11 protein-coding genes are annotated in these 15,585 nt (G+C 37.4%); 4 read left to right on the top strand and 7 right to left on the bottom strand.

Going from position 1 to position 15,585, the window contains the following annotated elements; translation table 11 throughout:
* Positions 1–3: 3 nt before the first annotated feature.
* Positions 4–1,314 (bottom strand): 30S ribosomal protein S12 methylthiotransferase RimO, encoded by a 1,311-nt coding sequence (gene rimO / locus EGI24_RS03405; protein ID WP_255046898.1) that lies wholly within the window; start codon positions 1,312–1,314, stop codon positions 4–6.
* A 225-nt stretch (positions 1,315–1,539) separates the two neighbouring features.
* On the opposite strand from rimO, the gene EGI24_RS03400 reads away from it, so the two are divergent.
* Together EGI24_RS03400 and recO are read left to right on the top strand one after the other, a co-directional pair.
* The gene (locus EGI24_RS03400) at positions 1,540–2,130 is read left to right on the top strand and encodes a cytochrome c oxidase subunit 3 (protein ID WP_255046897.1); all 591 of its coding nucleotides are present in this window, start codon (positions 1,540–1,542) and stop codon (positions 2,128–2,130) included.
* A complete protein-coding gene (recO, locus tag EGI24_RS03395; protein ID WP_255046896.1) occupies positions 2,120–2,803 on the top strand; it encodes a DNA repair protein RecO in 684 nt (227 codons plus the stop codon). Before EGI24_RS03400 ends, recO begins: the two co-directional genes overlap by 11 nt.
* 1 nt (position 2,804) lies before the next feature.
* On the opposite strand, the gene plsY is transcribed toward recO, so the two are convergent.
* The 4 genes from plsY to EGI24_RS03375 form a co-directional block, all read right to left on the bottom strand.
* Entirely contained in the window at positions 2,805–3,401 is a 597-nt protein-coding gene (gene plsY / locus EGI24_RS03390; RefSeq protein WP_255046893.1) for a glycerol-3-phosphate 1-O-acyltransferase PlsY, read from the bottom strand.
* A gap of 112 nt (positions 3,402–3,513) precedes the next feature.
* Complete coding sequence (locus tag EGI24_RS03385) at positions 3,514–5,373, bottom strand: glycogen synthase (RefSeq protein WP_255046892.1); 1,860 nt, start codon at positions 5,371–5,373, stop codon at positions 3,514–3,516.
* A 132-nt stretch (positions 5,374–5,505) separates the two neighbouring features.
* Positions 5,506–6,531: a Holliday junction branch migration DNA helicase RuvB gene (gene ruvB / locus EGI24_RS03380; RefSeq protein WP_255046891.1), complete on the bottom strand. Its 1,026-nt coding sequence runs from the start codon at positions 6,529–6,531 to the stop codon at positions 5,506–5,508.
* An 81-nt stretch (positions 6,532–6,612) separates the two neighbouring features.
* Entirely contained in the window at positions 6,613–9,225 is a 2,613-nt protein-coding gene (locus EGI24_RS03375; protein WP_255046890.1) for a PKD domain-containing protein, read from the bottom strand.
* Positions 9,226–9,529: 304 nt separating this feature from the next.
* Between EGI24_RS03375 and EGI24_RS03370 the strand changes: the two genes are divergently transcribed.
* A complete protein-coding gene (locus tag EGI24_RS03370) occupies positions 9,530–10,591 on the top strand; it encodes a type IX secretion system membrane protein PorP/SprF (protein ID WP_255046888.1) in 1,062 nt (353 codons plus the stop codon).
* Between the two features lie 118 nt (positions 10,592–10,709).
* A complete protein-coding gene (locus EGI24_RS03365) occupies positions 10,710–12,677 on the top strand; it encodes a thioredoxin family protein (RefSeq protein WP_255046886.1) in 1,968 nt (655 codons plus the stop codon).
* Positions 12,678–12,713: 36 nt separating this feature from the next.
* On the opposite strand, the gene EGI24_RS03360 is transcribed toward EGI24_RS03365, so the two are convergent.
* Positions 12,714–13,943, bottom strand: a complete 1,230-nt coding sequence (locus tag EGI24_RS03360) for an MFS transporter (protein WP_255046885.1) — start codon at positions 13,941–13,943, stop codon at positions 12,714–12,716.
* A gap of 83 nt (positions 13,944–14,026) precedes the next feature.
* Positions 14,027–15,580, bottom strand: coding sequence for a YifB family Mg chelatase-like AAA ATPase (locus EGI24_RS03355; RefSeq protein ID WP_409035465.1), 1,554 nt, complete (start codon positions 15,578–15,580; stop codon positions 14,027–14,029).
* Between the last annotated feature and the right edge of the window lie 5 nt (positions 15,581–15,585).

The raw sequence follows: 15,585 nt of genomic DNA, 5'->3' as shown, positions 1-15,585 counted from the left end.
TTACTATTTCACGAGTGTTCCGTATAAATCAAATTCGGCAGCACTGGTTATTTTAACATCAGCAAAATCTCCAAGTCGAACATATTCGTCAGCAGAAACCAAAACCTCGTTGTCAACTTCAGGAGAATCAAACTGGGTTCTTCCTATGAAATAACCGCTTTCTTTTCTATCAAAAAGTACTTTATACGTATTTCCTACTTTCTTTTGATTGAGTTCCTCAGAAATTCCTTGCTGTAATTCCATGATTATATCTACCCTTTCTTGCTTTTCTTCTGCTGGAATATCATCGTTCATTTGATATGAATGGGTATCGTCTTCATGTGAATATTGAAAAACGCCAAGCCTATCAAATCGCTGAGATTTCACGAAATCATGCATTTCTTCAAACATTTCCTCTGTTTCGCCCGGATGCCCAGCAATGAGCGTTGTCCGAATGGCTATATCGGGCACTTTGCTTCTAATGTCCGCCAAAAGTTGCTCTGTTTTAGGCCTATCAATACCTCTTCGCATAATTTTCAACATTTCTGAAGAACCATGCTGTAAAGGCATATCAAGATATTTACAAATATTAGGCTTGCTGGCCATAACATCCAAAATATCCATCGGAAAACCTGAAGGATAGGCGTATTGCAAACGAATCCAATCGATACCTTCAACATCTGACAATCTATCTAAAAACTCGGCAAGATTTCGTTTTTTATAAATATCTAAACCATAATAAGTGAGGTCTTGAGCTATAAGGATGATTTCTTTTGTACCTTTTGCGGCCAAGTTTTTGGCAGATAGCAATAGCTCTTCCATCGGGCGAGACTCGTGTTTGCCTCGCATAAGCGGAATAGCACAAAAGCTACAGGGTCTGTCGCAGCCTTCTGCAATCTTAAGATAAGCATAATGAGCAGGCGTAGTTAAAAGCCTCTCACCAACTAGTTCTTTCTTGTAGTCAGCCTTAAGTGTTTTTAGCAGGCGAGGAAGTTCATTAGTACCAAACCAAGAGTCCACCAAAGGAATTTCTTTTTCTAATTCGTCTTTATAACGGTGTGATAAACAACCCGTAACGATAACTTTTTCAATATGACCTGCCTCTTTGGCTTCTACATATCTTAGTATGGTGTCGATGCTTTCTTGCTTAGCATTGTCTATAAATCCACAAGTATTGATAACTACTATTTGAGCATCGTCCTTTTCTGCTTCGTGGGTTACAGTTAAGCCATTTCCTTTAAGTTGTGTATATAATATCTCTGAATCCACTAAGTTTTTTGAACAACCTAGTGTAACTATATTTATTTTCGACTTACGATTTCCTTTTGTTTTCATCTTGTATTTTTCTCGGTGCAAAGGTCGAAGAAAAACATTACAAAACAGTATTTGAATGGCAGGTATTTATAAAATTGAAAGAAATAAGCTTGAAAATAAAGATTTATGGACTTATCCTCTGCTAGAATTTTAAAATACAAATGAATCAAACTTTTATGTAAAACCTTTGTTTTGTTATAGAAGTCGATAATAAATTGAATATCTAAGGAAGCCGAGAATCAAAAAATGAGCGAAAACAAATTTAGTAAAAGAAGAGAGCCATTTGCATTCATGCTATATTTGGCCATTTTTGGTAGTGCACTTTTGTTCTTAGCTGTTTTCCTAATTTTTCTGAAAAAAGAATTGATTAACCAAAATATTCCTTTGGTCATACCTAAAGTTTTTTGGGCCAGTTCATTAGTAATTATTTTGAGTAGTTTAACCATATTTTTAGCTAAAAAGGAGTTAATTGAGCAGCAATTTGTTGCTTTCAAAAGATATTTGGGGTTTACTTACTTATTTGGGCTACTCTTCTTAGTTTTACAAATTACGGGGTGGATGGAATTATCCAATAAAGGCTTTACAATGGCCAATCATACAGGAGCTTCTTTTTTATTCATACTTTCCGGTTTGCATATTTTGCATGCATTTGGCGGGATTGTAGCTCTTTCCATCACTGTAGCTAAGGTTTTTAGAAACAAATCTTATGTTGATTCATTTGTGTACAGTGTTAACCCCCCAAATCAGCTTAATTTCAAACTCATTTATATTTATTGGCACTTTCTGGATGCACTTTGGCTTTTAATTTTCTTATTTTTGTTGTATCATGCTACATAAAACTAAGGGAATTGTCATCAGTTTTGTTAAATACAAAGAAACTTCCATCATTGTAAAAATCTATACTGAAGCGTTTGGAATTCAAACCTACATTGAAAATGGAGTAAGAAGTGCCAAAGGAAAAAACAAAATTGCTTTATTCCAACCACTTACATTGCTCGACTTAGTGGTCTATCATGACACAAAAAAGGAAATCCATCGAATATCTGAAATAAAATGCTTGTATCCCTATCACACTATAACGGTAGACATCAAGAAATCAAGCTTGGCAATTTTCATAAACGAAGTCCTGAATAACAGTCTCAAAGAACATTCTGAAAATACCCCACTTTTTAATTTCTTAGAGGACTCCCTGAAATATTTAGACCAAAATGAGGAACAAATAGAGAATTTCCATCTTTATTTTTTGATTAATTATTGTTTTTATCTGGGTTTTGGTCCAGAGAGTGAAGATGACGTGGTGAATCAACTTAACGAACACGCCCTACCGGTAAATTCTGAAGAGAAAAAACTTATTAAAGAGCTGATTCAACAGGACTTTGGTACAAGTTTACAAATCAGTAAGGCTCTTAGAATAAAGATCTTGGAGCTGATACTCCAATACTATAAAATTCATGTGGAAGGTTTCGGCAATCTTCGTTCAATGGGTGTTTTGAAGGAAGTTTTAGAGTAGCTTATTTTTTTGATGAAAGCTTATTCTCTGTTCCTTTTAGCAGTTTTTTAATATTTTCTCGATGGGTATACACCAATAATACAAATAATAAAAAGGCAATTAAAGACATTAATGTTTGGCTGGAATTGAAAAGTAGATAATATAGAACAAATGTTAATCCTGCCAATAAAGAACCTAGGGAAACGTATTTTGTAAAAAAAACCACAGCAACAAATACCAACACGCTCACAACTGCACCAGCAGGCGATACCGCCAGAATTACACCCAAGGAGGTTGCAATACCCTTTCCACCTTTAAAATTGGCAAAGACTGACCAAATATGCCCTAAAATACTGACTATCCCCACCAAGAAAGTTTCTTCTTCTGAAAAACCTAAATATCTACTCAGTAATACTGGCAAAAGTCCTTTTAGCAAATCAAATATCAAAACGATAATTCCCGCTTTTTTTCCTAAAACCCTTAATGAATTTGTAGCCCCAACATTACCACTTCCGTGCTGCCTGATATCTATTCCATGAAAATATTTTGCATACCAAAACGCTGTCGGGATAGAACCCATCAAATATGCCAAAAAGAAAACGCCAATTTTCAAATACATTCGGTCTTTTGAGTATTATTCTGCAAAAATACAAAATTGCACGATTTTAATACCAAAAAACAAAAAATGATTGTAAATACTTAATTTACAATCATTTACAAAATTCAGGATTTTAACTTTTCCCCAAACCTTTTTTCTTCAAGGCCAAGTCATGAGCGGTGTCATAATAAGCCCTGAGATTGGTCCAGTCAAACACATCAGATATGTTTTCTACTCTATTTCTTTGCATAATTCTATCACGGCGAGTCATGGTTACAAACTTAAACATGATATTGGCCAATTGATCTGCTGCTTTATCGAAGTTTTGGTCTTTCCGATTTACTACATAAACACCCACATTTTCATAATCATCCATAAGCTGCATCATAAAATCTCCAAAACCCGAAAGGTCACTGGTAACCGTAGGAATTCCTCGCACAACGCACTCTAGCGGTGTATAACCCCATGGCTCATAATAACTTGGAAAAACACCCAAGTGACAACCTCTCACAAATTGGCTATACTCTAAACCAAAAAGTGGATTGGTAGGCGAAATAAAATCAGGGTGATATACAAACTTAACTCTGTCTTGCTGGTGATTCATGAGGTTAGTTTTCTCAAAGAAATCCGTGATGTCGTCTGGCTCTTTAAGTAAGTGGGTGACAGTACGAGGAAGCGTTTTGGTTCTCCAAGTTTGTATAGTTCTTCTTAGTCTAAGTCTCCAATATTCACTTACAAATTCATTAAGATCTGGCAAGTTTGCGTCTTCGTTGGATGCCGATGCATGAAAGAGATGCTCTCCAATTTCCTTCTCCATCGACTCACATGTCTGGCGGATTTCTTCCATCACTGCACGTGACTGGAGCACCTGAGGATCAATAGAATGTACAGGGTTTTTGGTAATCATAAACATCACTACAGTCATGTCTAATCCTGACTGTACAATCTTAAAATTCAATCTTTTAAGGGCTTCTAACGTAAGGTCATAGCCTTTATTTTTGAACTCATATCGACCCGATGTAAAGAAATATAGGGTATTGTCAAGATCCCATGAGTAGCTCTGAAAGAAATGCCCCATCACAAACTGATTGATTTTCTGCTTGTATTTGAGGTGCAAATTCTGAAACTCGTGAGTAGCTGCAAATCGGGTAATGTTCAGACCATTAGGAAGAATTAAATCACAAATTCTTCCAAAAAACACTTCGCATTCTTTTGCTGTAACATCGCTAACCGTTGTCAATACATGACAAAGCTGAGCCGACTGTCTCTCTATACCAGCCTGGGCTTCAATGCCATAGTTTTTGGCTTCTTTTTCCCAATCATATCTGTGTAGTTTTTCATAAAAGTCGTTAACATTACCCGCTATGTATCTTCCCAACATGGTGGCGTGGGTAGTAAACACCGTGCCAATATTGACCTTGTCTTTTCTTAAATCTATTAATGCAGTAGAGGCCATCCATTCATGGAAATGAGCAATTACCTCTTGTTTTTTGCTGTGATCTTCGACAAAAGATTGAAGGTATTGCTTCACCAAGTCACCGAAAGCAATCACTCGGTTTACCAAATCTTCACAGTTGATGGTTGATATTTTATGTCTTTCCCAAAGCTCAAACTTGAGCATATCCACTTTGGCCAAATTAGCATTGAAATCTATCAGGATAATTCTTGGCTTACCAGTTACTAACCAACGACCATAGTACACCTCCATGCCTTTATCTCTTAACCCTTGTGCAGCTTTAGAAAATATGGAGTCGTCGTTGTCTAATCTTTCAAATTCTATACCCGCAGTTTGTGCAAAATATGGCCCAATAAGGCAGTAATTATCGCCCCATTCTTCTACCATGGCTGGCACTTTGGAGCGAATAACGGTGTAAATACCTCCCACTTGATTACAAACCTCCCAGGCTATTTCAAAAAGAATCGGCTTTGCTGAGGTCTTTCTCTCAATTTTTACGGTTTCTTCTTGCTCTCTTTTCAATTTTCCTATGGACATATAGATTCGATTTTATAATAATTAATGGTCTGTTTAATAGATATTTAAAAAGAAAATCACTGTTTTTAGACAATAAAATCTAAATACAGTGATAAAAATAAAAATAAAAATGCTAAATAAAACCTTTTCAGTCTAAAATAACTCTCCTAATTTGTATTTGGGTACGAGATTCAAATGTCGGTACGCTTTTTCTGTAGCTTCACGACCTCTAGCAGTTCTTTTTAGAAAACCTTCTTGTATCAAAAACGGCTCATAGACTTCCTCAATGGTTTCGGCCTCCTCTCCTACCGCAGTTGCTATAGTAGATAATCCTACTGGGCCTCCTTTGAATTTCTCTACAATGGTCAACAAAATCCTGTTGTCCATCTCATCAAGGCCATCTTGATCAACTTCTAAAGCTGAAAGTGCCATTTCGGCTATTTCTATGGTTATGAATCCATTGCCTTTTACCTGAGCAAAATCACGGGTTCTACGCAATAGATTATTGGCAATCCTGGGTGTTCCTCTACTTCTTCGAGCAATTTCAAACGCCCCTTTTTCATCAATGGGTGTATTGAGTATTTGAGCGGACCGTACCAATATTTTACTTAAAAGTTCGGCGTCGTAATATTCCAATCTGGCATTTATTCCAAACCTTGCCCTTAAAGGTGAAGTAAGCAAACCTGAACGTGTAGTGGCTCCAACCAAAGTGAAGGGATTTAGACCAATCTGAACGCTTCGGGCATTTGGGCCAGAGTCTAACATGATGTCTATCTTGTAATCTTCCATGGCCGAATACAAATATTCTTCCACAATAGGATTCAACCGATGTATTTCGTCTATAAAAAGGACATCATTGGTATCTAATGAAGTTAGTAAGCCAGCCAAATCACTTGGTTTGTCCAACACTGGCCCTGAGGTGATTTTAAGACTGGCTCCTAATTCGTTGGCTACTATGTGTGAAAGTGTTGTTTTGCCCAAACCAGGCGGTCCATGCAGCAGCACATGATCTAAAGCCTCGTTTCGCATTTTTGCTGCTTTCACAAAAACCTTGAGATTTTCTAAAATTTTATCTTGCCCTGCAAAATCGTCAAACGAAATAGGCCTTAGTGCCCTTTCGAAGTCTTTTTCTCCTGGGCTCATTCCCTCATCATTTCCAGTTAAAAAATCTTGACGCATGTTTCGAATATTATTTTCAGGAAAAACTAACCTAAGTTCAAATATAAAGGGGATTGAGCTAAATGCTTTTCAGATTTGCTATTATTTTAAAATCAATATTGACCCTCTTGTCTGTAATTGACCTCTTTCAGGAAAATATTTAGACCGATAATTGATGGTGTAAGGGTACAATTGGTTGCCATAAATCTTGCCTTTAAACTTTCCATCCCATTTAATTTCAGGGTTTTTAGAGTTAAACACCAACTCCCCCCAACGGTTAAAAACCTTAAAATCAAAGTCAGTTATATATGCTGGAATGATTGCAAAATCATTATTGAGGTTATCTTCGTTAGGTGTAAATACATCTGGTAAAAAGAGGGCGGGTTCACAGCCTTCTTTTACTGTAACCGTGTCTTTAGTCAGACATCCAAAATTATTTTCTACATCGAGTAAATAGGTTGCAGGAATGTCAAATATGTAGGCAGAATCTCTGCTTAGAGTCGTACCCAAAGAAGTCATCCAAGTATAAACGAAACTATTACCTCCTTTAGGGCTTGGGCCAAAAGCTTTTTTCTCAAACTCCTCAAAACAAATGTATAAATTCCTTGGCACTTGCGTAGTTGGTGATGGTTTTATATAAATAGTCCCAGTGTATTCTTCCTCTGTGCATTCTGTTTCAGTAAGTTTATCTACAACCTGATTGTTGACCACACTGCTGATTTTGCTTTTCTGAAAAACCTCTACTACCATTTTTATAGTATGCCAACCAGGCTTTGTGTAGGTGTAGGACGTTTGTGTACCTTCTTTTTTGGTTCCATCGTCAAAATACCAAGTCACTTTATTTCGCATAGGGCTGCAAATCCCTTGTGTGGTAAATACTGTTGGCGAATTTTGGCAATTGCCGCTATAATTTGCCGAAATACCTTCTCCCTCTTGCTCTGCCACGGGAGCAAGAATATTAGGTAAACCCAAAGTGGCCAAACCATCTAATGGAGCACCAAAACTTGCAGATCCTGCAACATAAGAAAGCCCTACGACTGCAGCGTTCCCTTTAACATCGGGATTTTGTAGATAGGGCAAAAAATCTTTATTGTTTACACTCATGTAGAGGTATTTCTCGCCTATACCATAAACTGGCCCAAGCATCAAAGCTCCAAACTCTTCTTGTCGTCGTAAAATAATTTCTTTTCCAGCAGAAATACTGGCCGCATCACCAAGAAAAAGTGCCAATTGAATTAATTGAGAATCTTGTCCCAATGCTGGATTTCCTTTAATAGTGGTATAAAGAATATCACTATTTGAACCAAAAGCTACTCCATAAACGGTGGGCGGTGCAGGCACATTTAAGTCTATCAATATAGGATTCGAAAGCCTATTGGTATTTAAATTTCTATCAAAAACCTCCACATAATTTTTTCCGTTTATTACCACCCCATGAGCTAATTTTCGTCCATTTGGTGAAATAGCAATGTATCCTGTTCCTGATAAACTATCTAACGTATTACTTCCTACAATTTGTTCTGTGGTGTTTATGCCAGTAGAATCTATTGTAAGAATATTAAATGCTCCTTTTTTATAATCAAATGAATACAGTACAAAAGCCGAATCGTTGCTAGACCTTACGCCAGCCATTTTCTCTGAAGCAGTAAACAAAAGTGGGATATTCTGCTCTACCACTGCACCTTTTCTGTTATTATATCGCATGTCCACAACTGAATACGACAAAAGTTTGGTCGCAGGGTCTTGTGAAAGGACATAATACTCTGTATAATTGCAAGCATTGCAATTCGATTTGGGCACAATCATTAGTCCCTGCGAACTGCTTGTATTTCCAATAATAAAATTCCCCCCACCAGCGGTTTGTATTTCGGTATCATCGCTTCCAGCAAATAGCTTGTTTCCGTCTGTGTAAAAGACCAAGTTGGTATTTTTGTCATAAACCATGGCCACCGCTCCACTGGTATTCACTTTGCTGACTTCATTTGAATTGCTAGGTTTAAAGGCTGGGTTTTCTAGTGGCAAATCTGGATTTAAGTCGCCCTCAACAGCCAAAGAGTCTCTTTCTGTACTATCGCCCTCCATGCCAAATTCTAAACTTCCGCCTTTCCCAAAGTACCATTTTTCGATGCCCCCACCAGAACTGCTTTCTTGTAAACAAAACTTCACATTTATTTTGGCACTCCTAGAACAACCCGACACAGCATCATACACTTCCACAGAATAACATCCAGTAGTGTCCACTGTTATGGTTTTTGTGGTGTCTCCTGTCGGAAACCATCGATATTTCACATTACCAGCTATTTGCAACTTAAAGGGATTTAACTCTAAACTACTTGATTCACAAACAGTAGTGTCAGCAGATAATTTATCATTAAACTTTGGCTGAGTTGGATATGTGCCGACAGTAATTTGCCTAGTGGTACTTTGCAAAACACTGCCATTGTTCATAGTTCTAGTCAATCTGACAGTGTAAGGTCCTGGAGCTTGATAAACATACTGAGGATTTCTTGAATTGGATTGTCCGCCATCGCCAAAGTCCCAAAACCAAGCATCAGCCGCAGCTACTGTATCAAAAAATGAAGTGCGTTTTTCACAACCTATGAGTTGACCAGTGGCTGGGTCAGTTGAGATATCAGCTACACAAACTTTGGGACTTATGTAAAATTGGGCATGCAAAGATTCTGATACTCCCAAAAGAAGTATGCAAAGAAGCATTTGACATATTTTTTCCCAAGTTTTCAAATAAGGCTAATTTTACTAAAATTACATACGCAAAAAACGTACTAAATATACTTTTTATTTTTGATTTCTATCCTAATTCCCTGATAAAGAATCTAAAAAACACTTTCCTTTCATATTTTGTTTCTATATGAGATTCATTTTCGTTATATTTAGTTGAAATTTACTTTTTTATTATTTCAAAAAGAACAAAACAACTTTTAAAAAGCAACCACGTTTTAGTAGAAATTAATTTGGAACGAAATTTGTAAGTCTAAATAACTGTTCCATAAAAAACTGTATGAAAAGACTTTTTCAAATATTGATATTGGCTAATTTAGTGAGTGTGGCTCTTGCTCAAGATCCACAATTTACTCAGTTTTATGCTGCCCCTTTGTATCACAACCCCGCTTTTACGGGTTCTGGATATGCCCCAAGGTTGATTTTTAATTACAGAAACCAGTGGCCTTCACTAAACGCCAACTTTATAACATCAGTGGTCAGTGTTGATCATTTTATAGAAAAAGCCAACAGCGGCATAGGTATAACCATGATGAGTGATGCCCAAGGAAATAGAATTAAAAATTCAGAAATAACCGCACTCTATGCATACCAGCTTAGGCTGGGTGATAAGAATTTTTTAAGAATGGGTCTTCAGGGCAGTTATTCAAATAGAGGCTTTGACCCAAATGGCCTTATTTTCGGTGATCAGTTGTCAAACAGTGGCTACACTGGCAACCCATCATCAGACCCTTTTGCTAGCCTTACTAATTACAGAACAGTTAAAAATTTCGATGTTGGTTCAGGTGTTTTATTTTATAATCCAAAGGTATTTATGGGATTGGCTGTAACCCACATTACACAGCCCACGGTTTCTTACAGTGGAGTTTCTACTGCTGATGGCTGTGCTACAGGCGATTGTATACCAAGAAAGTTTGTAGTAAATGGCGGTTATAATATTAATCTAAGCCACATGATAACAGGTTCGGGAAACATGGACAAAGAATTTACGATAACCCCTACGTTTTTGTACAAAAAACAAGGACAGTTTTCACAACTAGATTTGGGGGCTTATGCTACCTATACTCCTCTTACTTTGGGACTACAATATAGAGGTATTCCTTTGAAAAAAGTGTTTGACAATTTCCCAAATCAAGATGCTATAGCGGCCTTGGTAGGTTTTAGGTTTGACAACTTTTCTGTGGGTTATAGTTATGATTTTACGATTTCAGGCTTAGCGGCGGGGAGAGGAACTGGCGGCTCGCATGAGTTTTCTATCTCCTATCAATTAGATAAATTTGACAATGATAAAAGCCCTTATTTGAAACAAAGAAAAAAAGAATTGGCTTGTCCAAAATTCTAATTATTGATAAAAACTAAAAAAAGCCTCTCAAATTGAAATAAATTTGAGGGGCTTTTTGTTAGGAAGGTAACAAATCCTGATAAATACACGTATTCATATTCAAACGAACAAACCATTTATGCATTTTAAGAAGATCCTAATTCTACTTTTTATATCAATTTCGGCATTTGCCCAACTAGAAAAACCCACCACTTGGAAATACAAGGTTTTACAAGACAAAGTAGTTGTTGGCGATCTTGTCGACGTGGAATTTACGGCTACCATACAAAAAGATTGGTATTTATATTCTTCAGACTTTAGTCCAGAATTAGGCCCAACAGTGACTGAATTTGTATTCAACAAGTCGAAAGGATTTCGAGCAATCGGAAAAATAAAACCAATTCATCCAAAAAAGAAGTTTGATGAGGTGTGGGGTGGTGATGTCACTTATTTCAAAGAAACTGGAAAATTTGTTCAAAAAGTGATGATTCTTGAGGAAAACCCTACAATCTCTGGAAAAATCATTTACCAAACTTGTACAGATATCGACGGCAAATGTGTGCCTGGAAATGAGGTTTTTAACATAAAAACTTCCACTGTTTTAGCCAATAAAATTGAACAAAGTTCAGATACTTTAAATTCGGATACTTTAACGAATCAGAAGGAAGAAAGTGCGATAGAATTAAATGAAAAAGAACCAACTAAAACCATAACGAAAGAACCCATGAAAGAAGCACAAAGTCTTTGGCAGTTTTTGCTGATTGCATTTGGAGCTGGTTTGGCGTCTATTTTTATGCCATGCATCTACCCAATCATGCCCATGACCGTTAGTTTTTTCACTAAGCAAGCCAATGGAAAATCAAAAGCCATATTTTACGGAATTTCTATCATGGCTATTTTTGGCGTGATGGGATTGATTACCATGGCTTTTGGAGCTCCATTTCTTAACTTTCTAAGTACACATTGGCTGCCAAATTTAATCTTTTTTGTGATATTTATCCTTTTCGGGGTTTCACTTTTGGGAGCTTTTGAAATTGTATTGCCTCACGAAACGGTCAATAAAATTGATAGACTTTCAGACAAGGGAGGCCTCATTGGAATATTCTTTATGGCTTTGACACTGGTTGTGGTTTCGTTTAGTTGTACTGTTCCTTTTGTGGGGTCGCTTTTAATAGCGGCTGCACAAGGAGAGGTTAAAAGGCCAATATATGGAATGCTGGCATTTGGGCTACCCTTTGCATTGGTGTTTTCTGGATTAGCTATGTTTCCGCAAATGTTAAAAAACCTTCCAAAATCTGGCGGTTGGTTAAATGAACTGAAAGCAGTGTTTGGGTTCTTGGAATTTGCTCTCGCTTTAAAATTTTTAAGTAATATAGATTTAGCCTACCATTGGAATCTCATTCATAGAAACGTATTCTTAGTGATTTGGATAGTGATTGCGGTCATTATCGGCATATATATATTAGGATTTATCCGGCTTTCAAAAGACGATAAAATTGAGAAACGAGGTGCTTTGAGGATATTTTTCTCGGTAATTTTCCTTGGCTTAGCTGCCTATATGTTGCCTGGAGTAACTGGAAAATCATTGAGCTTACTCTCTGGAATTTTACCTCCAATGCCCATCTCTACTCAGAGTACCACAACCTCAGAATTACCCACCGACAAAATGAGAGCTCTGCCCCACGAACTATTTGGTTTCTATGATTTTGACGACGCTCAAGTTTATGCCAAAGAAATAAACAAGCCGATTTTGATAGACTTCACAGGTTATGCTTGTGCCAATTGCCGCAAAATGGAGGAAAACGTATGGTCAAAACCAGAAGTTTTGAAAAGACTAAAAGAGGACTTTGTCATTGCGTCACTTTATGTGGATGACAAAAAAGAGCTTCCAAAAGAAAAACAATATACTTCATCCTATGATAACGAGCTCAAAACAACCGTTGGCGACAAAAACATGGACTTGGAAATAACCAAATACAACAACAATGCTCAGCCATACTACATCATTGTACATCCAAACGGTGAGAAGTTATTGGAACCACTCGGTTACTCCAGCGAAGCTGATTTTATCAAATTCTTAGATAAAGGCAAGGCTGGGTTTAAGTAAGAAATTTAGGTTTAATGAAAATGAAGCACAATCGGATTATTTCGGTTGTGCTTCCTTATTTTTCACTATTCTATATACCCTATAAATAAACCAAACCGCGATGATCATCACCACAGCACCGATTATTCCCAAAATGGGGTAATTTTCTAGTGGACTGTGAGCGTCTTTTTGTACAATGATTAATCCAGCCAAAAGCGTGGCTAAGCCACCCGCCATTTGTTGTAAAGAGGCATTGATACTCATAAAAGCTCCACGGTCTTGCATGTTGGGTATTGCTGATGTTAAAGTAGTAGCTGGTATCATTCTTGACATGATGCCCATAAAAAGTAATATGTTCAAAATGCAAATTATCCAGAGCGGTGTAACTCCTAAGTTAGTATAAATCAATATAAAAACTAAAGCCCAAATAGAACCGTAAACAAAAATTTTGAATTTATTGTACTTATCGCTCAACTTCCCCACCAAAGGCATAACTATCAAAGAGGAAACACCAGTAAACATAAAAATTATGGGTAGTTGAGACTGCAAAACGCCCAAATTATTTACCGCAAAAGCACTTCCAAAGGGCATCATTAGATAACCTCCAATAGAAAGCAATGCAGTAGAAAGAAACGCAATTCTATAGTTTTTCAATAATAAAACGTGCCTAAAATGGGCGAGAACATTTCTTTCAGACTTTATTTTAAGATGTTCATCTACAGGCTTAAGCTTAGCAATTAGAACCACTATGATAATAATGGCCAAAATTACAATCATCATAAACGGTGCGTGCCAACCCCAGAGATTAGCAAAATATAAGCCTACTGGAATTCCCAATACCTGACTGGCGGCAAATCCCATTTGCACTATGCCCATCACCCTACCACGCTGATTAAGCTCAAATATATCAGTAATGATAGCCATACTTATGGAACCCATTACACCGCCGAAAATTCCAGTAAATATTCTGGCGGCTACTAGAGTTTCGTATGTTTGGGCTATTCCACATAGAAAAGTACCCACTATAAAACCTAAATAGAAAAACACCAAAAGCTTTTTCCTATCATATTTATCTGCAAAACCCGCAGCCAATAATCCAGAAATACCCGCACTGAATGCATAGCTCGATACCGCAATCCCAAATTGTTTTGGACTGATAACCAGTGACTTCATGAGAATATCACCAAGTGGAGACATTACCATAAAATCTAAAACAACTGTAAACTGCGTGATAGCCAATAAGGCCATTACAAATTTTTGGTAAGAACTGAGCGGTTTGATTTCCATGTATTTTTTAATCAGCTTTTAATGTAAGCCTTAGTTTTTAAGGAAATATTCATATAAATGGTTCAGAACTAAATCATTTTCCCTCACCCAGCCCAATTTTCTCTATCCAAACTCCTATATTGGATGGCTTCGGCGAGGTGTTCTATTCGTATTTCTTCAGTTCCTGCTAAATCGGCAATAGTTCTGGACACTTTCAATATTCGGTCGTAAGCCCTTGCTGAAAGACCTAAACGTTCCATGGCTTTTTTTAAAAGAGCTTTTCCCGGGTCGCTAATTTCACATATTTTTTTCACCATTTCGGCAGGCATCATGGCGTTGGAGTGAATTTCCTCAAACGATTTAAATCGCTCGATCTGGATTTCTCTGGCTTTTACCACTCGCTCCCTAATTTCTGACGAGGTCTCATTTTTACGGGTTGAAGATATTTCATCAAAACTTACTGGCGTAACCTCTACGTGCAGATCAATTCTATCCAAAAGCGGACCTGATATCTTGTTCAAATACTTTTCCACGGCTCCTGGCGGACAAGTACAATCCTTTTCTGGATGATTATAATATCCACATGGGCAAGGATTCATGCTGGCAATAAGCATAAAACTAGACGGAAATTCTACGGCCAAACGGGTCCTTGAAATTACGACCTTACGTTCTTCCAATGGTTGACGCATTACTTCCAGTACGGTTCGTTTGAATTCTGGTAATTCGTCCAAAAACAAAACACCGTTATGGGCCAAAGATATTTCTCCTGGCTGAGGAAAACTCCCTCCACCGACCAAAGCCGCGTCTGAAATGGTATGGTGTGGATTCCTAAATGGCCTCCTTGAAATTAAAGAGGAGGAAGAATCTAATTTACCCGCAACAGAATGAATTTTGGTAGTTTCCAAAGCCTCCATCAAAGTAAGAGGTGGCAGAATGGAGGGCAGCCGCTTGGCTAACATGGTTTTACCAGCACCTGGAGGGCCTATCATGATGGCATTATGACCACCCGCTGCTGCTATTTCTAAAGCTCTTTTGATGTTTTCTTGCCCTTGAACATGAGAAAAATCAGCTTCATACTCATTAATCGTATGGTAGAAAATATCTCTGGTATCAGTAATGAGTGGTTTTATGTCTATTTCACCTGTCAAAAAACCTACTGCTTCTTGCAAGGTTTCGACTGGAATTACGTCCAGATTATTTACAATAGAAGCCTCAAGAGCATTTTCTTTAGGCAAAATAAAACCCTTGAGTTTGTTTGTTCGAGCTTCTATGGCAATGGGCAAAACTCCTTTTATTGGCCTCAGTTTACCATCCAAAGACAATTCACCAAGAATCACATATTCTTTGAGGTCTTTTTCATATTCTAGTTTTCCTCCAGAAGTAAGCATACACACTGCAATGGGTAAATCGTATGCTGAGCCCTCCTTTCTTATATCGGCAGGTGCCAAATTGATAATGGTTTTATATCTTGAAAGTTCGAAGCCACCGTTCTTTAATGCGGCATCGATTCTTTGAAGGCTCTCTCTTACTGCGTTGTCGGGCAAACCAACTACACTCACTCCAAACCCTCCTTTCAAAACACTGACTTCTACTGTTATTAAGGCTGCACTTACACCGTAAACAGCAGCACCAAATGTTGTGGATAACATATTATTTATATTGC

It is taken from the genome of Lacihabitans sp. CS3-21, assembly GCF_024343675.1.
GTDB lineage: Bacteria > Bacteroidota > Bacteroidia > Cytophagales > Spirosomataceae > Leadbetterella.
The sequence above is the reverse complement of the archived record's forward strand: the minus strand, read 5'-3'. Positions and strand labels throughout refer to the sequence as shown.